General features: G+C 69.2%; 16 protein-coding genes. 10 read left to right on the top strand and 6 right to left on the bottom strand.

The window, feature by feature from the left end; all coding sequences use genetic code 11:
• Positions 1 to 3: 3 nt before the first annotated feature.
• From OVA26_RS00180 to OVA26_RS00165, 4 genes are read right to left on the bottom strand one after another with little or no spacing between them, the layout of a single operon-like run.
• Positions 4 to 1539, bottom strand: a complete 1536-nt coding sequence (locus OVA26_RS00180) for an acyl-CoA synthetase (protein WP_268102418.1) — start codon at positions 1537 to 1539, stop codon at positions 4 to 6.
• A 60-nt stretch (positions 1540 to 1599) separates the two neighbouring features.
• The gene (locus tag OVA26_RS00175) at positions 1600 to 2052 is read right to left on the bottom strand and encodes a MaoC family dehydratase (RefSeq protein ID WP_268102416.1); all 453 of its coding nucleotides are present in this window, start codon (positions 2050 to 2052) and stop codon (positions 1600 to 1602) included.
• Positions 2049 to 2951, bottom strand: coding sequence for an amidohydrolase family protein (locus OVA26_RS00170; protein ID WP_268104838.1), 903 nt, complete (start codon positions 2949 to 2951; stop codon positions 2049 to 2051). The genes OVA26_RS00175 and OVA26_RS00170 overlap by 4 nt, the downstream gene beginning before the upstream one ends.
• Before the next feature lie 5 nt (positions 2952 to 2956).
• Positions 2957 to 3886, bottom strand: coding sequence for an SDR family oxidoreductase (locus tag OVA26_RS00165; protein WP_268102414.1), 930 nt, complete (start codon positions 3884 to 3886; stop codon positions 2957 to 2959).
• Between the two features lie 78 nt (positions 3887 to 3964).
• Here OVA26_RS00165 and OVA26_RS00160 point away from each other — a divergent pair, with 78 nt between their 5' ends.
• Positions 3965 to 4438 carry a MarR family winged helix-turn-helix transcriptional regulator gene (locus OVA26_RS00160; RefSeq protein WP_074694782.1) on the top strand — a complete coding sequence of 158 codons (474 nt, stop codon included), beginning with the start codon at positions 3965 to 3967 and terminating at the stop codon, positions 4436 to 4438.
• A 61-nt stretch (positions 4439 to 4499) separates the two neighbouring features.
• On the opposite strand, the gene OVA26_RS00155 is transcribed toward OVA26_RS00160, so the two are convergent.
• The gene (locus OVA26_RS00155; RefSeq protein ID WP_326493347.1) at positions 4500 to 5123 is read right to left on the bottom strand and encodes a PadR family transcriptional regulator; all 624 of its coding nucleotides are present in this window, start codon (positions 5121 to 5123) and stop codon (positions 4500 to 4502) included.
• A gap of 56 nt (positions 5124 to 5179) precedes the next feature.
• On the opposite strand from OVA26_RS00155, the gene OVA26_RS00150 reads away from it, so the two are divergent.
• Complete coding sequence (locus tag OVA26_RS00150) at positions 5180 to 6289, top strand: aromatic ring-hydroxylating dioxygenase subunit alpha (RefSeq protein ID WP_268102412.1); 1110 nt, start codon at positions 5180 to 5182, stop codon at positions 6287 to 6289.
• Position 6290: 1 nt separating this feature from the next.
• Complete coding sequence (locus OVA26_RS00145) at positions 6291 to 7274, top strand: PDR/VanB family oxidoreductase (RefSeq protein ID WP_268102411.1); 984 nt, start codon at positions 6291 to 6293, stop codon at positions 7272 to 7274.
• Positions 7275 to 7378: 104 nt separating this feature from the next.
• Here the strand turns inward: OVA26_RS00145 and OVA26_RS00140 are convergent, their stop codons facing one another.
• Complete coding sequence (locus tag OVA26_RS00140) at positions 7379 to 7942, bottom strand: flavin reductase family protein (protein WP_056224308.1); 564 nt, start codon at positions 7940 to 7942, stop codon at positions 7379 to 7381.
• Positions 7943 to 8189: 247 nt separating this feature from the next.
• On the opposite strand from OVA26_RS00140, the gene OVA26_RS00135 reads away from it, so the two are divergent.
• The 7 genes from OVA26_RS00135 (at position 8190) to OVA26_RS00105 (ending at position 20216) form a co-directional block, all read left to right on the top strand.
• Positions 8190 to 9173, top strand: coding sequence for an ABC transporter substrate-binding protein (locus OVA26_RS00135; protein WP_056224306.1), 984 nt, complete (start codon positions 8190 to 8192; stop codon positions 9171 to 9173).
• 136 nt (positions 9174 to 9309) lie between these two features.
• The gene (locus OVA26_RS00130; protein ID WP_268102409.1) at positions 9310 to 10917 is read left to right on the top strand and encodes a sugar ABC transporter ATP-binding protein; all 1608 of its coding nucleotides are present in this window, start codon (positions 9310 to 9312) and stop codon (positions 10915 to 10917) included.
• Entirely contained in the window at positions 10914 to 11957 is a 1044-nt protein-coding gene (locus OVA26_RS00125) for an ABC transporter permease (protein ID WP_056224302.1), read from the top strand. Before OVA26_RS00130 ends, OVA26_RS00125 begins: the two co-directional genes overlap by 4 nt.
• Positions 11957 to 12976, top strand: a complete 1020-nt coding sequence (locus OVA26_RS00120; RefSeq protein ID WP_056224301.1) for an ABC transporter permease subunit — start codon at positions 11957 to 11959, stop codon at positions 12974 to 12976. The genes OVA26_RS00125 and OVA26_RS00120 overlap by 1 nt, the downstream gene beginning before the upstream one ends.
• Positions 12977 to 13046: 70 nt before the next feature.
• Entirely contained in the window at positions 13047 to 14591 is a 1545-nt protein-coding gene (locus OVA26_RS00115; protein ID WP_268104836.1) for a sugar ABC transporter ATP-binding protein, read from the top strand.
• Positions 14584 to 15621, top strand: a complete 1038-nt coding sequence (locus tag OVA26_RS00110) for a LacI family DNA-binding transcriptional regulator (protein ID WP_268102408.1) — start codon at positions 14584 to 14586, stop codon at positions 15619 to 15621. Before OVA26_RS00115 ends, OVA26_RS00110 begins: the two co-directional genes overlap by 8 nt.
• A gap of 254 nt (positions 15622 to 15875) precedes the next feature.
• A complete protein-coding gene (locus OVA26_RS00105; RefSeq protein ID WP_268102406.1) occupies positions 15876 to 20216 on the top strand; it encodes a family 43 glycosylhydrolase in 4341 nt (1446 codons plus the stop codon).
• The last annotated feature ends 43 nt before the right edge of the window (positions 20217 to 20259 follow it).

The following is a 20259-nucleotide window of genomic DNA, read 5'->3' as shown; positions in this document are numbered from 1 at the left end:
CGCTCACGCGGGGGCGGTCGAGAAGCGCTCGCGCAGCTCGGCCTTGATCACCTTGCCCGATGCCGTGCGGGGGAGGGCATCGACGATCACGACCTCTTTCGGCAGCTTGTAGCGGGCCACCTGGCCGTCGAGGTGGGCGCGGACGGCGGCGGTGTCGACCTGCGCTCCGGGGGCGACGGTGACCACCGCGAGGGGCACCTCTCCCCAGCGATCGTCCGGGATGCCGATGACCGCGACCCCCGTGATGCCCGGGAGGTCCGCGATGAGCGACTCGACCTCGGCGGGGTAGATGTTCTCGCCACCCGAGATGATCATGTCCTTCGACCGACCGCACACGTACAGGTAACCGTCGGCGTCGAGGTAGCCGAGGTCGCCGGAGCGGAACCAGCCGTCGTCGGTCGTGGCCGCGCGGGTGGCGTCGTCGAGCCCGTGGTACCCGGCGAACACGTTCGGCCCGCTGATTTGGATCTCGCCGACCTCTCCGGACGGGACCGGCAGCCCCTGCTCGTCGACCACGCGCACCTCGGTGAAGAAGTGCGGCAGCCCGACGCTGCCCTGCTTCGACCTCGTCATGTGCGAGCCCAGAGAGGTGGCGCCGGGGGAGGTCTCGGTCATGCCGTATCCCTGCGAGAACGACAATCCGCGGGCCTCCCACGCGCTCAGGATGCGGTCGGGAACGGCGGAGCCGCCGCAGGTGAGGGTGCGCAGACTCGAGACGTCCGAGTCGCTCCACGCGGGATGGTCGGCCATCAGCTGGAAGGTCGTGGGGACGCCCGAGATCATCGTCACCCGGTGGCGCTCGACGAGGTCGAGAGCGCGCCCCGCTTCGAAGCCCTTCTCGAGCACGAGGGTCGCGCCTTTCAAGACCACCGGGAGGGCTCCCATCCCCAGGGACGCCACGTGGAACAGGGGCGAGATCATCAGGGCGACGTCCTCGGAGACCACGTCGTAGTCGATGACGGTGTTGACCGCGACCGAGGTGAGGTTGTCGTGCGTCAGCACGGCACCCTTCGGCCGCCCGGTGGTCCCCGAGGTGTAGACGATCGCCGCCGGGGTGGCGGGGTCGGCGACCACGAGCGCGGGCGCCGGGCCCGCGGCATCCAGGAGGCGGGACAGGCCCGGCTCTCCGTTCCGACCGGACGCGCCGGTGCGAATGCGCGGCGGCGTCTGCTCGGGCGACGGCAACGCGTCGAGGCGATCGTCGAACGCGGGATCGTGCACGAGGGCGCGCGCGCCGCTGTCACGGAGGACGTGAGCGATCTCAGGACCCGCGAGTCGGGTATTGACCGGCACGAAGACCGCGCCGATCCGCGTCGCGCCGAACAGCGCGATCAAGAAGTCGGGGCTGTTCTCGCCGAGGTACGCGACGGCGTCTCCGGCGCCGATCCCCCGCGAGGCGAGGACGGCCGAGAACGCCTCCGCGGCATCCGCGAGCTGGGCGTAGGTCAGGTGCTGGTTCTCGCCGTAGACGACGGCGGGCTTGTCAGGGGAGCGGAGACGCCGGCGGGGGAGCCAGGCTCCGAGACCTTGGGTTCTCATGCGCGATCTCTTCGTCGAGGGTGCGGGATGGAGGGGGGGGGAGGGGCCGGGCCCCTCCCCTCAGGCGTAGAAGCGGTAGAGGCCGCGCGCGACCACGGCGGGCTTGCCGCCGCCGTCGACCTGGATCGTCTGGTCGACGGCGAGCTGGTAGCCCCCGGCGATCTCGGTGACCTCGGCGATGACGGCGTTCATGCGCACGCGGGCTCCGACCTTCACCGGTGAGATGAACCGCACCTTGTCGAGGCCGTAATTGACCTTCGTGGTCACGCCGGCGACGTCGAGCAGCTCGGTCCAGAACGTCACCGCGAGCGAAAGACTCAAGAATCCGTGGGCGATGGCGCCGCCGAAGGGGCCGTCCATCGCGCGCTCGGGGTCGGTGTGGATCCACTGGTGGTCGTCGGTGGCGTCGGCGAAGAGGTCCACGCGGTCCTGCGTGACCTCGAGCCACTCCGACCAGCCGAGATCGGTGCCGGCGAGACCGGCGATGTCGTCGTACGAGACGGTGGTGCTCATGAGTGCTCCTTGAAGGGGGTGGTCAGGCCGAGCAGGCGCGCGGCGTTGTCGCGGACGATGCCGGGCATGACCTCGGGCTTGAGGGTGGTCTGCCCGACGTCGCGCAGCCAGCGGTCGGGCGTGAGCAGCGGGAAGTCGGATCCGAAGAGGACGCGGTCCCGCAGGAAGGAGTTCGCGGCGCGAACGAGCTGCGCGGGAAAGTACTTCGGGCTCCATCCCGACAGGTCGATCCAGGTGTTGTGCTTGTGCGTGGCCACCGAGATCGCTTCGTCCTGCCACGGCACCGAGGGGTGGGCCATGATGATCTGCAGGTCGCCGAAGTCGGCTGCGACGCCGTCGAGCAGCATGGGGTTCGACAGTCCCAGGCGCAGACCCCGGCCGCCCTTCATTCCCGCGCCGATGCCCGTCTGTCCCGTGTGGAACAGGGCGACGACCCCCGCCGTCTGCAGCGTCTCGTACAGCGGGTAGTGCCGCTCGTTGCTCGGGTCGAATCTCTGCACGGTGGGGTGGAACTTGAACCCCCGCACGCCGGACTCCTCGATGAGGCGCCGAGCGCGCTCCACGGCATCCGCGCGGTTCGGGTCGACGGAGCCGAACGGGATGAGCACGTCGTTGTGGCGAGCCGCGCCCGCGGCGATGTCGGCGCTCGAGAGGGGCGGGTGGTCGAGATTGCCCTCGGCATCGACCGTGAAGACCACTGCCGCCATCGAGCGCTCGCGGTAGTACGCCGCGATGCTGTCGAGGTCGGGTCGCGCGGCGTCGGTCGCGAAGTAGCGACTCGCGGCCGCGGCGAGATCATCGGGAAGCGAGGTGTGCCCGTGCCCGTCGACCTCGACGTGCACGTGCACGTCGATCGCCGTCAGTGCCCCGACGTCGATGGCGGGTTCGTAGTGGGCCACGGTCGTCACGCGGTGGCAGCCGGGCGCTGGAGCTCGACGGGGAGGGCCGGGAAGCGCTCGCCCACGCTCTGCAGGTCGCCGACGGCCTCGGCGAAGCCCGCGGCGAGGGCTTCGGCGGTCCAGCCGCCGTCGCGATAGACGGTGGCGACGGGCTCGGGGTGCGACCACAGCTGCAGGCGGTCACCGCCGATGCCGATCGCCTGGCCGCTCACCCCGGCTGCCGCGTCGGAGGCGAGGAAGGCGATGAGCCCCGCGACATCGTCCGAGGTGCCGAAACCCAGGTCGCGTCGGAAGAAGGCGGGCATGGGCTCTCCCGCTGCCTCCGCCTCGACGGCCGCGGCGAAGTAGGGCACCGTCGCGGTCATGGCGGTGGCGGCGACGGGGATGACCGCGTTGACGGCGATCCCGGCCTTCTTGAGTTCGAGGGCCCAGGTGCGCACCATGCCGACGATTCCGGCCTTGGCCGCCGCGTAGTTCGTCTGGCCGAAGTTGCCGCGCTGACCGGTGGGCGAGCCGATGCAGATGATCCGCCCGGCGATCTCGTTCTGCCGCATGTAGGTCGCCGCGGCGCGCACCGTGGTGAAGGTCCCTCGCAGGTGCACGCCGATCACCGTGTCGAAGTCGTCGTCGCTCATCTTCCACAGCACGGTGTCGCGCAGGACGCCGGCGTTGGTGACGAGGATGTCGAGTCGGCCGTAGGCGTCGACGGCGGCGGCGACGAGGGCGTCGGCGGTCTCGGTGGGTCCGACCGGCGCGACCACTGCGACCGCCTGGCCGCCCGCATCGACGATGGTCTTCACCGCGGCGTCGGCGGTGGCGGCGTCCACGTCGTTGATGACGACGGCCGCCCCCTGGCGGGCGAGCTCCTGGGCGTAGGCGAGGCCTAGGCCGCGGCCCGAACCGGTGACGATGGCGACTTTGCCGGTGAGCGTCATGGTGACTCCTTCGATCGGTGACATCGTGGCATCCAATCGTTGAAAATGTCAATGATTGCTCTTCGCTACACTTGCGGCATGACCTCCGTGGCCCCCGACGATCCCTCGGGCTCGTCGCGCCTGGAGCACTCGCCCCTCGCCGACGACCTCGGCTTCCTCCTCGCGCGGGCCTCGGCCGTCTCGCAGGCGGCGGCCAACGAGGCCCTCGCCGCGCACGAACTCAAGGTGCGCTCCTACTCCGTCCTCGCGCTCGCGGTGACCGGCGGTCGGCCCTCGCAGCGTGAGCTCGCCGCCTTCCTGCGCCTGGATCCGAGTCAGGTGGTCGCCCTCATCGACGATCTCGAGCGTCGCGGTCTCGTCACGCGCGAGCCCGACCCGCGGGATCGGCGGGCCAACGTCGTGGCCGCCACGCTCGCCGGGCGTTCGCTCTACCGGCGCGCGCAGGCCGACGTCGAGGCGGGCGAACGTCGCGCTCACGCGGGGCTCTCGAGCGCCGACCGCGCCGAGTTGGCGCGCCTGCTGCGGGTGGTCGCCTTCCCCGGCGGGGAGTGACGACGCCACTTGCGACGCATCCGAGCCGCCCCGCGCCCCGGGGCGACGCCATGCCCGACGCTCAGTCGCGCGGGTGCAGACGGTCGAGCAGGTCGAGGCCGTGGCGCGCCCAGGCGATCTCGCCCTCGGCACGGTCGAGGAATCCCTCGTAGGTGAACACCTTGAACGCCACCACCGCGTCGGGGTCGTGGCGGGCGTCGGTTTGGAGCCGGCGCGCGAGGATCGGGTGCGAGCGCCTCCGGATGGCATCCAGCTGGGACTGCCATTGTGCGCGGCGCAGCTCGTACTGGGCGATGTGCTCGTGCAGGTGTCGGCGGGCGACGTCGGGATCGGCCCACTCGAAGTACGCGGCGCGCAGGTGCGCGGGGTCGCGTTCCCTCGCGTATTCGATGGGTCCGTCCATCCACGCCCGGAAGGCGTCGACCCCCTCGTCGGTGACGGTGTACTGCGTCTTCGTGGAGCTCGCCCCCCACGGGACCGACTCGTCGCGCAGCAGCCCGTCGGCGACCATGCGCTTGAGCTCGGGGTAGATCTGCGAGTCGGGCGCGTGCCAGACGTGCCCGACCGACACGTGGAAGGCCTTGGCCAGGTCGTAACCGGTCATGGGGTGCGCGGTCAAGAGGGCCAGCAGGGCGTACCGCAGGCTCATGGGCGACTCCTCGGGGTGCTTGCGGATGCTCGGCATCCACCGTATCTTCTCGGCTATAACTATCCCGATAGTGAGTGGACGAGGGAGTTCCGATGCAACAGACCGTGGCCGCCAAGCTGCTCGACCACCCGCGCAACGCCTGGTACGTCGCCGCGTGGGATCACGAGGTCGGACGCAAGAAGATCCTCGCGCGCACGGTCGCGGGCCGGCCCTTGGCGCTCTATCGGACCGAGGACGGTCGAGCCGTCGCCCTCGCCGATGCGTGCTGGCATCGCCTCGCACCGCTGTCGCAGGGCGCTCTGGTCGGCCCCGAAGACATCCGCTGCCCGTACCACGGCATCACCTACGACGCCCGGGGCCGCTGCACCTCGATGCCCGCGCAGGAGACGATCAACCCGAGCGCCCTCGTCCCCTCGTTCCCGGTCGTCGACCGATATCGCTACGTGTGGGTGTGGGTGGGCGACCCGGCGCTGGCCGACCCCGACCTCATCCCCGACATGCACCAGATGACGGATGCCGCCTGGACCGGCGACGGCCTGACGATCCACGCCCCGTGCAACTACCAGCTCGTCCTCGACAACCTGATGGACCTCACCCACGAGGAGTTCGTGCACTCGAGCAGCATCGGCCAGAAGGAGCTCAGTGAGAGCGAGTTCGTCACCAGCCACACCGACACCACGGTGACGGTCGAGCGCTGGATGCACGACATCGAGGCCCCGCCCTTCTGGCTGAAGAACATGAGGGACAAGTTCCCCGGCTTCGAGGGGCGCGTCGACCGCTGGCAGATCATCCACTTCGAGGCGCCGTCGACCATCTGCATCGACGTCGGCGTCGCCAAGGCCGGCACGGGTGCGCCCGAGGGCGACCGGTCGCAGGGGGTCAACGGCTACGTGATGAACACCATCACGCCCGAGACCGCGCGCTCGAGCCACTACTTCTGGTCGTTCCAGCGCAACTACCGACTCGACAGCCAACTCATCACGACGCAACTGCGCGACGGCGTGCACGGCGTGTTCGGAGAAGACGAGGCGATGCTCGCCGCCCAGCAGGCCGCGATCGACGCCAATCCCGATTACGAGTTCTACAGCCTGAACATCGACGCGGGCGGCATGTGGGTGCGCCGGATCCTCGAGCGGATGCTGCTCGCCGAGGGTCGCGATCACGCCCCGGCACCGCGTGCGGGCGCGCAGGTGGTGCGCTGAGGTGGCGGTCTCGCGCACCGAGGTCTGGCAGTACGGCACCGTCGCGGCATCCCGTGCCCTCACGCCCGAGATCCGCCGCATCGAGATCGACGTCGACCAGCCCGCGCCGGTGAGTCCCGGCGCACACGTCGACGTGCGTCTGACCATCGCGGGTGAGCAGGACCGCCGGTCGTATTCGATCGTGGATGCCACCGACGGCGGCCGCCGCATCGCCCTGAGCGTCTACACGTCGCCGGTGAGCCGCGGAGGCGCGGCGGTGATGAACGCCCTCGCGCCGGGGGACCGGCTGGAGCTGACCCAGCCGCTGAACGACTTCCCCCTCCGGCCCGGCGCCGACCGCTACGTGCTGATCGCCGGCGGCGTGGGCATCACCGCGATGGTGGGCATGGCCGCGCGTCTGCGCGACCGGCGGGCCGACTACCGGCTGCTCTACGCCGGTCGTAGTCGACCGCTCATGGCCTACGTCGACGACCTGCGCGAGGCGCACGGCGAGCGACTGCGGCTGCATGTGCGCGACGAGGGCACGTCGCTGTCGATCCCCGACCTCGTCGACGGCATCGCGGTGGGGACGGAGGTGTACGTCTGCGGGCCGATCCGCCTGATGGATGCCATCCGGCGGGAGTGGATGACGCAGGGGCGCCCCATCGCGGATCTTCGCATGGAGACCTTCGGCAACAGCGGCTGGTTCGAGGCGCAGGAGTTCGTCGTCCGCGTGCCGGCGAGCGGCATCGAGGCGCGCGTCCGTCCGAATCAGTCGATGCTCGAGGCTCTCGAAGGTGCCGGCGCCGACATGATGTGGGACTGCCGCAAGGGGGAGTGCGGTCTCTGCGAGGTCCGCGTCGTCGGCCTCGCGGGCGACATCGACCACCGGGACGTGTTCTACAGCGAGCGCCAGAAGGACGCCCGCTCGAAGATGTGCTGCTGCGTCTCGCGCGTCGTCGCACGGGACGGCGGCTCCGCCGTGGTGGAGATCGTCACGAGCTGAGGGCCGTGTAGCGCGCCGTCGAGATGACGGGCGCTGCGCGAGACGACGGCGAATCGCGGATCGGCTCGCGCCTCGCGGGTGATCTGGGCGCGTGACCCCGTGCGTCAGTCGTCGAGGCGCGAGTGCTCGCCGAGGCGGTGCCAGGCGCGGTTGTGGTAGACCAGCGCGGCACCGGATTCGCCGGGCTCGAGGTCGCGTTCGACGTCGACCTGCAGGGCTTGAGCGGCGATGACCGTCGAGCCGCCGGCATCCATTCTGCTGACGACCTTGCACCGGAGCCACGCGCGCACGCCGTGGTAGACCGGCTCGCCGGTGGGCAGCCGCGACCACGTCGAGGTGTCCGCGAAGCGATCGAGGCCGCTGGTGGCCCCCGCGCGAGCGAGCGAGATGTCCTCCGCGTCGAGCAGGTGCACCACGATCGTGTCCGCCGCGATGATCGTGGGCGTCGCCGACGACAGCGCCGACACCGAGAAGATCAGCAGCGGCGGGTCGGCGCTCACCGACGACACCGACGAGGCGGTGAGCGCGACGGGGCCGTTCTCGCCGAACGCGGTGATGACGGCGATGCCGCCGGGGTGGCCGCGGAAGGCCCTCTTGAAGTCGTCCGCCGAGACGGAGGTGCCGATGGCGGGGGTGCTCTCGGGGGCGCCGTGCGGAAGCGAAGTCATGAATACGACGGTAGGCGCTCGCGCGGTGCGAAGGCCCCGTGGGCGCAACACGGCGAAACGCTCTAAGCGATCACGTCCGTGGCGATCTTCTCTGTGTGAGGCTTCACATTTATCAATCCGTGATCTTTTGCGGCCCCGAATTGCTTGACATGGCGTGGTCTGTGAGCGCTAACATTCACACACGGCTCACCCGAGGGGCTGCATCACATGACCGGCATCGGAGCCGGCGAAACGAGGAGGTTTCATCATGAAGGCGAACAAGATCATCGCGGGCATCGCGCTCGTCGGCGCGATCGCGTTCACGGCCACCGGCTGCGCCGGAGCGGGCGGCGGCGGAAACGCCGGCGGCGGCAGCGGCGACAAGATCACGGTCGGCTTCGCCCAGACCGGTTCCGAGAGCGGATGGCGCAGCGCCAACACCGAGTCGATGAAGGAGGCGTTCAGCGAGGCCAACGGCTTCAACCTCGTCTTCAACGCGGCCGACAACAAGCCCGAGGCGCAGATCGCCGCCGTCCGCAGCTTCATCAACCAGGGCGTCGACGCGATCGTCCTCGCACCCATCGTGAGCGACGGCTGGGACGACGTCCTCAAGGAAGCCAAGGACGCCAACATCCCCGTCATCCTCGAGGACCGCACGGTCTCGGCATCCGAGGACCTCTACGCCAGCTGGATCGGCCTCGACTTCAAGAAGGAGGGCGAGACCGCCGGCAAGTGGGTCGCCGACAACTTCGGCACCACGCCCACCAACATGGTCGTCCTCGAGGGCACCACCGGTTCGTCCGCTGCCACCGACCGCGCCACCGGCTTCAACGACGCGATCAAGGGCACCGACATCAAGGTCCTCGACTCGCAGACCGGCAACTTCACCCGCGCCGATGGCAAGACGGTCATGGAGGGCTTCCTCCAGAAGTACGGCTCGCAGATCAACCTGCTCTTCGCCCACAACGACGACATGGGCCTCGGCGCCCTCGAGGCGATCAAGGCCGCCGGCCTCAAGCCCGGCACCGACATCAAGATCGTCACGATCGACGCGGTGAAGGACGGCATGACCGCCCTCTCGAACGGCGAGTTCAACTACATCGTCGAGTGCAACCCGCTCCTCGGTGAGAAGACCGCCGAGGTCGTCAAGAAGGTCGTCGCCGGCGAATCCGTCGACAAGAGCTACATCGTCGAGGACCAGGCGTTCGACCAGGAGCAGGCCAAGAAGGTCCTGGACAGCCGCCCCTACTGATCCGCAGGGATCCGTCGCCGACTCCCCTCGGCGACACCCCGTCCGATCGCCCCGGCATCGACGGAACATCCTCCCCGGCGTGCGGGGTCGGTACTCACCGGCCCCGCACGCTCCCGATCCGAGAAAGCGATCGACAATGACATCCGAACGGGCCGCCGCGACGACCTCCGAACGGGCAGCCGTGGTGGAGATGCGCGGCATCAGCATCCAGTTCCCCGGTGTGAAGGCGCTCGACGGCGTCGACTTCACCCTCTACGCCGGCGAAGTCCACTCCCTCATGGGAGAGAACGGCGCCGGAAAGTCCACTCTCATCAAGGCCCTGACCGGCGTCTACGGGATCGACGACGGCGTCATCCGCGTCGAAGGGACCGAGCGACAGTTCCGGGCCACCGCCGATGCCCAGGCCGCGGGAATCGCCACCGTCTATCAAGAGGTCAACCTCTGCCAGAACCTCACCGTCGGTGAGAACGTCATGCTCGGCAACGAGATCCGACGCGCCGGCATGGTCGACTGGAAGGCCACGCACGCCGCGGCCGCCACCTACCTCGCCGAGCTGGGCGTGCACATCGACACCCGATCGATCCTCGCCAGCCACTCGATCGCCGTGCAGCAGTTGGTCGCGATCAGCCGTGCCATGGTGGTCGACACGAAGGTGCTCGTGCTCGACGAACCCACCTCGAGCCTCGACCGCGGCGAGGTCGAGCAGCTGTTCGGCGTGGTCCGCGATCTGCGCGACCGCGGCGTGGCCATTCTCTTCGTCTCGCACTTCCTCGACCAGATCTACGAGATCTCCGACCGCCTTACGGTGCTGCGCAACGGCACCCTGGTGGGGGAGTACCCCGTCGCGGAACTGGGCCGCGAACAACTCGTGGCGAAGATGATCGGCCGCGAGCTCGGAGAGCTGGATGCCATCTCGGCCAGCGCCGAACGCTCGATCGACCGCACGGGAACACCGGTGCTGCGCACCCTCTCGCTCGGGCGGAAGAACGCCCTCGAGCCCGTGGACCTCGACGTCTACCCGGGCGAGGTCGTGGGGTTGGCCGGGCTCCTGGGTTCCGGCCGCACCGAGCTCGCCCGCCTCATCGCCGGTGCGGATCGTCCCGACGACGGCACCGTCCAGGTGTCGGGCTCCGGGGCGCGCACCGGGTCGCCGCGGCACGCTCTCGACCGCGGCATCGCGTTCTCGTCGGAGGACCGTCGCGCCGAGGGCATCGTGGGCGACCTGACCGTCGCCGAGAACATCGTGCTCGGCATCCAGGCGCGCCGCGGCGCCCTGCGCAAGATCAGCGCCGCAGAGAAGCAGGCCGTCGTCGAGGAGTACATCACGGCCCTCGGCGTGCGCCCCGCCGACCCCAACGCCCTCATCCGCAACCTCTCGGGCGGCAATCAGCAGAAGGTGCTCCTGGCGCGCTGGCTGGCGACCGCTCCCGAGCTGCTCATCCTCGACGAGCCCACGCGTGGCATCGACGTCGGCGCGAAGGCCGACATCCAGCGCAAGGTCGCCGAGCTCGCCGAGAAGGGCCTCGCGGTCATCTTCATCTCGTCCGAGCTCGAAGAAGTGCTGCGCCTCGCGCAGCGCGTGGCCGTTCTGCGCGACCGTCGTAAGATCGGCGAATTGGCCACCCGCGACGTCGACCTCGACGCGCTCGTGGCCTACATCGCCGAGGGGCAGCCCGAATCGGCCGCAGCCGCGTCGCACACCGCACCCGAGACACTGTCGTCCGATCGGGAGAAGATCGCATGAAGAAATTCCTCACCCACCGCCTCGTGTGGCCGATCGCGGCTCTGCTCGCGCTCATCGCCATCAACACGATCTCGCGGCCGTCCTTCCTCAGCATCACCATGCAGAACGGTCAGTTCTACGGGTCGCTGATCGACATCCTGCGCAACAGCGCGCCGCTCATGCTCGTCGCCCTCGGCATGACCCTGGTCATCGCCACCCGGGGCATCGACCTCTCGGTCGGCGCGATCATGGCTGTCTCGGGTGCCGTCGCCCTCACGGTCATCGAGGCCTCGCCCGACCCCGGCAACCTCGGCGTCGTATTCACGGCGATCGCCGCGGCCGTCGGCGTGGCCCTGCTCCTCGGAGTTTGGAACGGCTTCCTCGTGTCGGTGCTCGGCATCCAACCGATCATCGCCACGCTCGTGCTGATGCTCGCCGGTCGCGGCGTCGCCCTGCTCATCACGGGCGGCTTCATCACCACCATCAACAGCGATCCCTACAAGTTCATCGCCGGCGGATACGTCCTGGGGCTCCCCTTCGCGTTCTTCGTCGCGATCTTCGCGGTGATCGTGGTCGGCGTGCTCGAGCGTCGAACGGCCCTCGGCATGCTGACCGAGGCGGTGGGCATCAATCCTGAGGCCAGCCGACTCGCGGGGGTCCGTTCGCGCGGCATCATCTGGGGCGCCTACATCGCCAGCGGCGCTCTCGCCGGTATCGCGGGCATCCTCTACAGCTCGAACATCATGGCCGCCGACGCCAACGCGGCGGGTCTGTACATCGAATTGGATGCCATCCTCGCGGTCGTTCTGGGCGGAACCTCCCTCGCGGGCGGCAAGTTCAGTCTCGCCGGCACGGTCGTGGGCGTCTTCACGATCCAGACGCTGAAGAGCACCATCACGTTCCTCGGCGTCCCCCCGGCGGTCAGCCCGGTGTTCATGGCCGCGGCCGTGCTCATCGTCGTGCTGCTGCAGTCGCGTCGCTTCCGCGCGTACTTCCACACGGCGGGGCGCAGTGCTCTCCGTCCGATCACCCGACGTCCTGACGCAAAGGTGCTGTCCTGATGGCCACTCTCACTGAAGAACGACGCTCGACGTCGTCGTCCGCGGTCTCGTACCGCCGCTTCCTCAGCCGTCACATCTCGTGGGTACCGGTCTTCGCCGCGGTGATCATCCTGGTCGTGATGATCGCGGGAGCGATGTGGTACTTCCCGAACTTCCAGCTGAACCGCATCATGTCGTCGATCCTGCTCGACAACGCGTACCTGCTCGTCCTCGCGGTGGGAATGACGTTCGTCATCCTCACCGGCGGCATCGACCTCTCGGTCGGTGCGGTCATGGCCTTCACCGGCATCCTCTGCGCGAAGATGCTCGGCGACGGCGTGCCGGTCGCGGTGGCGATCCCCGCGATGGTGCTCATCGGCGCGGCGATCGGCCTGCTCATCGGCATCCTGGTGCAGTTCTTCGACGTGCAGCCGTTCATCGCCTCGCTGATCGGCATGTTCCTCGCTCGCGGTCTCGCCTTCGTCGTCAGCCTCGAATCGATCAAGGTCGACAACGAGGGTCTGCTGTGGCTCCAGTCGACGCGCTTCTCGTTCGCGGGGTGGTACATCACGCCCACCGGGATCATCGCTCTGCTGACCGTCGCTCTCGCCGCGTTCGTGCTGCGCTACACGCGCTTCGGCCGCACGGTCTACGCCGTCGGCGGCAACGAGCAGTCGGCTCGCCTCATGGGACTCCCCGTCGTCCGCGCGAAGCTGTCGGTCTACGTCATCAGCGGGGTGTGCGCGGGTCTGGCAGGGATCGTCCTGACCGCGTACTCCGGCGCCGGCTACCCGCTGAACGGTGTGGGCACCGAGCTCGACACGATCGCCGCGGTGGTCATCGGCGGCACCCTCCTGACCGGCGGCAGCGGATTCGTCATCGGATCGATGATCGGCGTCTTCGTGTACGGACTCATCCGCACGATCATCTCGTTCTCGGGTGCGGAGCAGTCGTGGACGCGCATCACCGTCGGCGCCCTGCTGCTGCTGTTCGTCGTCGTGCAGCGCGTGATCGTCTCGCGCTCCGCCCTCAGCAGGTGAGGCCTTCACCCGCGGCGGCGCGAAACATGCTCCGCGGCGGTGTTAGCGCTCTCGCTCCGTCGCGGGCATGATGGACCCCATGCCCGCCGCCGTCGCCCCGCCCCTCCTCGAGGTGCGCGGGGCGTCGGTGCGTTTCGGGGTCGAGGCGGCCCTGTCCGGGGTGGACTTCCGTCTGCGAGCCGGCGAGGTCCACTCGCTGATGGGCGAGAACGGGGCCGGCAAGTCGACGCTGATCAAGGCGATCACCGGGGCGTTGCGTCTCGACGACGGCGCGATCCTCATCGAGGGACGATCGGTGCGGCTGGCGTCTCCGGCCGAAGCCCAGGCCGCCGGCATCTCGACGGTCTACCAAGAGATCGATCTGCTGCCCAACCTCACGGTGGCCGAGAACATCTCCCTCGGACGTGAGCCCCGCCGGTGGGGGATGATCGACCACGCCGAGATGCGCCGCCGTGCCTCGTCGGCCCTGGCGGCTCTCGGCGTCGACGTCGACCCGGCGTCGGTCCTGTCGTCCCACCCGCTCGCGGTGCAGCAGCTCGTCGCGATCGCCCGCGCGGTGTCGGTCGAGGTGAAGGTGCTCGTCCTCGACGAGCCGACCTCGAGTCTCGACGCCGACGAGGTCGCCGAGCTCTTCCGTGTCATCCGCGAGCTCAAGGACACCGGTATCGCGGTGGTGTTCGTCTCGCACTTCCTCGATCAGGTCTACGAGATCTGCGATCGCGTCACCGTGCTGCGCGGCGGCCATCTGGTCGGCGAGTACGCCACGCGCGAGCTCCTGCGGATCGATCTCGTCGAGAAGATGCTGGGCGCCGCCGCGGGGGTCCTCGCCCCGCTCGGGCAGCGTACCGTCGACGACAGCGAGGGGCCGGCCGTGGTCAGCGCGCGCGGACTCACCGCCGGACCGCGGCTACGTGAGGCCGACCTCGACCTCGCCGAGGGTGAGGTCATCGGGGTCGCGGGCCTGCTCGGATCGGGTCGCAGTGAACTCGCACGAGCGCTGACCGGGGTCGACCGCCCGGGATCGGGCGAGGTGTTCGTCGACGGTGCTCCCGTGCGCTTCGGCTCGCCGCGCGAGGCGATGAGCCGTCGCATCGCCTATTCGTCCGAGAACCGGCGCACCGAGGGGGTCATCGGCGACCTCAGCGTGCTCGACAACATCAGCCTCGCCCTCCAGGCGCAGCGCGGCGTCCTGCGCCGGATGAGCACCGCGCGACGTCGCGAGCTCGCCACCAGCTGGGTCGAGGCGCTGCACATCCGCCCCGCGGACATCGATCGCCCCGTCTCGACGCTGTCCGGGGGCAATCAGCAGAAGGTGCTCCTCGCGCGGCTTCTCGCGCTCTCTCCCCGCGTGATCGTGCTCGACGAGCCCACGCGCGGCATCGATGTCGGCGCCAAGGCCGAGATCCAGCGCCTCGTGGGAGAGCTGTCCGACAACGGACTCTCGATCATCTACATCTCGGCAGAGCTCGACGAGGTGCTGCGCGTCGCTCACCTGGTGGCCGTCATGCGCGACGGCGTCCTGGCGCAGATCGTCCCCGCCGCCGACCTCACCCCCGATGCCCTCCTGGCTCTCGTGGCCAAGCCCGAGAGTCCCGGTGAGGCGGCGAATGGCTGACGACAAAGCGGCGCGCACGGCGAACATCTTCGATGTCGCCCGGTTGGCGGGCGTCTCGCACCAGACGGTCTCGCGCGTGCTCAACAACATGCCGAACGTGCGTCCCGCCACCCGCGCGCGCGTCGAGCAGGCCATCGCCCAGCTGCGGTACAGCCCCTCGCCGGCGGCGCGCGCCCTCGTGACGCGGCGCACCCGTACGATCGGTCTGGTCACCCCGGGCAACGTCGACTACGGTCCCTCGTCGATCGCCATGAACTTCAACTTCGCCGCGCGCGCGGCGCGGTACAACGTGGATGCCATCAGCTCCCCGCAGAGCGACGCGGTCGCTGTGCGCGCCGCGATCGACGGTCTTCTCAAACAGCGCGTGGATGCCATCGTGCTCATCGTCGTCGACACCGAGGTGCTGGCATCCGTCCAGGCCCTCGACCTGGACATCCCCATCGTCGCCTCGGCCACGACCAGTCGTCCGCACCCTCGGCTCGTCGCGATCGATCAGTATCGCGCGGGCCGCAGCGCCGTGCGGCACCTGCGCGAGGCGGGGTACGGTCCGATCCGTCATATCGCCGGTCCCGCTCGCAACCCCGACGCGGTGGAGCGCATCCGCGGATGGCGCGAGGAGCTCGCGTCCTCGCGCAGCGAATCGACCGCCCTCGTCCACGGCGACTGGTCGGCCGAGAGCGGTTACCGCATCGCGAGCGAGGCCGACATCGCCCCCGGCGAGGGCATCTTCGTCGCCAACGACCACATGGCGATCGGTGTGCTCTCGGCCCTGCGCGAACGCGGACTGCGGGTGCCCGAGGACGTCGGTGTCGTCGGGGTCGACGACGTCCCCGAGGCGGCGTTCCTCTACCCGTCGCTGACGACCGTGCGGCAGGACTTCGCGGCTCTGGGCGAGATCCTCATGCAGAAGGTGCTGCTGGCCGTCGAAGAACCCGACACGGTGAGCGAGAGCACGCCCCTGCCCACGCGCCTCATCGTGCGCGACTCGGCGCCGGTCGAACGGCCCGTCGGGTCACGCCGCTCCCGCTGACCTCGAGCTCGCCACCGGCGCACTAGGGTGATCGGGGCGGCCCCGAGACCCCACCGCCCGCGCGCCGAGAGCGTCAGCGGAGCGGGATGCCGCGCTGGCCGGGAAACGCGATGTGATGACATGCCGTCGGGCAACCGGGCCCACGGCTGTTGACGTAACCATGCTGGTGATCTGGACGTGTGAGCGCTAACATGCGAGGACCGTCGAAGACGACGGTTCCTGCAATGACGCACCCACGAGAGGACCCCACCCCCGTGACCCCTTACGATCGCTCGGCGCCGCCACGACGCCGTTCTCGCTGGACGCTCGCCGTCCCGGTCATCGCCGCCCTCGTCGCGGCACCCCTCACCGCCCCCGTGATCGCCGGCGCCGTCGCCGCCGACGCGGGCCTCGTCGCCTCCTACCCCCTCGACGAGACCTCCGGAACGGTCGCGCGCGACACCTCCGGCAACGGCCGCAACGCCACATTCGAAGGCGGCCCGACCCTGACGGGCGCTGACGGCGTCCGCCTCGACGGAAACGACGACGACGTCAAGCTGCCCAACGACATCCTCAAGGGCCTCGACTCCATCACCGTCAGCACCGACGTCATCGTGCGCTCCGAGCAGAGCGGCAACTACTTCATCTGGGGTCTCGGCAACACCAAGGCGCCGGACGGAAACGGCTACCTCTTCTCGACGGGCAACCCGGCGCGCACCGGCATCGCCCTCGGCAACTGGACCACCGAGCAGAAGGCCGAGAGCACCACCGCCCTCGAGCGCGGGGTCTGGAAGAAGTTGACCTACACGCTCGATGCGGCGTCGAAGACATCGCGCATGTACATCGACGGCGTCCAGATCGCCGAGAACACCAACACGACCTCCCTGCCGAGCATGATCGGCGGCGGAACCACAACGGCGAACTACCTCGGCCGGTCCAACTACACCCCCGACAAGCGCCTGGCCGGAAGCCTCCGCGACTTCCGCATCTACGACCGCGCGCTCACCGCAACCGAGGTGAAGGGCCTGGTCAAGACCCCCGAGGACAGTGCCGCGGTGCAGTCCGCGCTCAGCGCGCTGGCGGTCACGAACATCGACGACGTCCGCGGTAACCTCACGCTTCCGGGCACCTCGCAGGGGCTCCCCGTCACCTGGACGACCTCGAATGCCTCGGTGGTCACCGCCGACGGCGTCGTCACGCGACCGAGCGCGGATGCGACGGTGACCCTCACGGCATCCATCACGAAGAATGCCGTCACCTCGACGCGAGCGTTCACCGCGACCGTCCGAAAGGCCGCGCAGATCGGGCCCTTCGAGGGGTACACGTTCGCCTACTTCACGGGCAACTCCGTCGCGGGAGAGAACATCTCCTTCGCGGCGAGCAACGGTAACAACGCGCTGTCGTGGACGGAGCTCAACAGCGGGCAGCCGACGCTCACCTCGACCTTCGGTGAGAAGGGCCTTCGCGACCCGTTCCTCATCCGCTCCCCTGAGGGCGACACGTTCTACCTCATCGCCACGGATCTCTCGATCGGTCGCGACGGCAACTGGGACCGCGCGCAGCGCACGGGATCGAAGTACCTCGAGGTGTGGGAGTCGCACGACCTCGTCACCTGGAGCGCTCAGCGCCACGTCAAGGTGTCGCCGGACACGGCGGGCAACACCTGGGCCCCCGAGGCCTACTGGGACGAGTCCCTCGGCCAGTACGTCGTCTTCTGGGCCTCGAAGCTCTACCCCGAGAACGACCCCAACCACACCTCGAACGTCGCCAACAGCATGCTGTACGCCACCACGCGCGACTTCGTGACCTTCAGCGACACCAAGGTCTGGCAGGGCGGCATGTCGCGCATCGACTCCACCGTCATCAAGGCGAACGGCGTCTACCAGCGCTTCACCAAGGACGAGGGCGCCGGCACCACCGGGTGCAGCGACATCATCCAGGAGAGCTCGGCCGTGCTGACGGCACCGCTCGACCAGTGGAAGCTCGTCACCTCGTGCATCGGCAAGAAGGCCGGCACGCAAGCCGTCGAGGGACCGAGCATCTTCAAGTCGAACCCCGGCGACGTCAACGGAGACAAGTACTACCTCTTCGTCGACGAGTACGGCGGACGCGGGTACATCCCCCTCGCGACCACCGACATCGCCAACCCGGACTGGAAGGTCCCGGCCTCGTACCGCCTGCCCGGCAGCCCGCGGCACGGAACCGTCATGCCCGTCACACAGGCCGAACTCACGGCCCTGCGTGCGAACCTTCCGCAGCCGCTCGCGGCCAACGAGAAGGGCGAGCTCCTGCGGTACGACTTCACCGACGGGTCAGGGTCGACCCTGCACGACCGCTCCGGTGCGGGGCGCGATGCGCAGATCAAGGGCAACGCCGTGTGGAACGCCGACGCCCTCACCTTCGACGGCACCGACGACTACGTCGACCTGCCCGACAACGTGCTCGCGGGCACGACCGACATCACGGTCCAGGCCGAGATGCGCGTGGACGCCGCGCAGAAGAACCCGTACTTCCTGTACGCGTTCGGAAACACCGCGCAGGACGGCACCGGCAACGGCTACCTCTTCGCGACGGGGAACAATCAGCTGCGCGGGGCGCTCACCACGGGCAACTGGTCGGGCGAGCAGAACGCGCAGTCCTCGGCCGCCCTTCCGCGCGACCGGTGGGTGAACGTCACCTACACGCTCAGCGGGTCGACGGCACGCCTGTACCTCGACGGGCAGCAGGTGGCGGAGAACACCAACGTCACGGTGCGGCCCGGCGACATCGGCGGCGGTCGTACCCTCGCCAACTACATCGGCAAGTCGGTCTACAACGCCGACAACCTGCTCCGTGGGCAGGTTCGCGAGTTCGCGCTCTACAACCGGGCCCTGAGTGCGGACGAGGTCGCCTCCGCGAACCCCGGCGTGCTGTCGAAGGTCAGCCTGCAGGACCCCAGTGTCCTGAAGGTCGCGCCGATCATCGACTCGGCGACGCGAACGGTCACGTTCCCGGTGAGGCCGGGCACCGACCTGACGAAGCTCCGTCCGACCTTCACGACCGCGTCGGGGACGACGGCGACCCCGGCCTCGGGGACGCTGCGCAACCTGAGCTCCCCGGTGACGGTCACGCTCAAGACGGCGGGGCAGGATGACACGGTCTGGACGCTGACGGCAGTCGAGATGAAGAGCCCGGTCCTGCCGGGGCTGTACGCCGATCCGAACATCGCGGTGTTCGGCGACACGTACTACATCTACGCCACGACCGACGGCACCCCGGGCTGGGGCGGCAACACCTTCTACGTCTGGAAGTCCAAGAACCTCGTGGACTGGACGCGGTCGGACAAGCCGTTCCTCACGCTCGACGGCGCCAAGGGCAACGTCCCCTGGGCCACCGGCAACGCGTGGGCCCCGACGATCATCGAGAAAGGCGGGAAGTACTACTTCTACTTCAGCGGGCACGAGCCGAACGCCAACCGCAAGATGATCGGTGTGGCCGTCGCAAACAGCCCCGAGGGCCCGTTCACCGCCGAGGCGCAGCCGATGATCACCAACGGCGAGAGCGTCAATAGCGGGCAGGCGATCGACCCGGCCGCGTTCCGGGATCCTCAGACCGGCAAGTACTACCTGTTCTGGGGCAACGGCAAGCCCGTCTACGGCGAGCTGTCCGACGACATGAAGAGCATCAAGGCGGGCACGATCAAGCCGATCACCGGTCTGCCGGACTTCCGTGAGGGGCTGTTCATGAACTTCCGAGACGGGACGTACCACCTGACGTACTCGATCGACGACACCGGATCTCCCGACTACCGCGTCGGCTACGCCACGTCGACGAGCATCGACGGGCCCTGGACCTACCGCGGCATCCTGCTGCAGAAGGATCCGTCGCAGGGCATCCTCGGACCGGCGCACAGCTCGATCATCAACGTGCCCGGCACCGATGAGTGGTACATCGCGTACCACCGCTTCGCGATCCCCGGCGGTGGCGGGACCAACCGCGAGACGACGATCGACCGGATCCAGATCGGCTCCGATGGGCTCTTCCAGACCGTGAAGCCGACGCTCACCAGCGTCGCCCCGCGCGAGGTCCCCACGGAGACGAACCCGGAGCCGAGCCCGTCGCCGTCGCCCAGCGGTTCCTCGACCGGCAGCCCGTCGCCCTCGCCGAGCGACGCGCCCACCGGGACCCCGTCCCCGACCGTCGCCCCGACGGGGCAGCCCACGGCGCAGCCGACGGCGTCTCCGGCTGGGCCCTCGGCCTCGGTGTCGACGTCGACCGTCGAGCGCGGCGGCACGGTGCGGGTGACCGTGACGGGCCTGAAGGCCGGTGAGCAGGTCACCGCCGAACTGCGCAGCACGCCGATCCGCATCGCCGGCATCCCCGTCGCCGACGCGGCAGGTCGGGTCGTCTTCGACGTCCGCATCCCCGCGGACCTCGAAGCGGGCGCGCACACGATCGTCGTCTTCGCAGCGGATGGCTCGATCATCCAGCGCCTGCCGATCACGGTCGTGCCGAAGGGTCAGCTCGCCGCCACCGGTGCGCAGGGCCCGCTCGGGGGAGCGCTGCTGGCGACGTTCCTGCTGGTCGCGGGAGCGGCGGTCTGGGCGACGCGTCGGCCGCGAGGCGCCCGGGCGTAAGACTCGGACCCTGAAACGAGAAGGACCCCGGATGCCATGGCAT

Source organism: Microbacterium sp. SL62, assembly GCF_026672635.1.
Taxonomy (GTDB): Bacteria; Actinomycetota; Actinomycetes; order Actinomycetales; family Microbacteriaceae; genus Microbacterium; species Microbacterium testaceum_A.
This window is presented reverse-complemented; position numbering and strand designations above follow the sequence as displayed.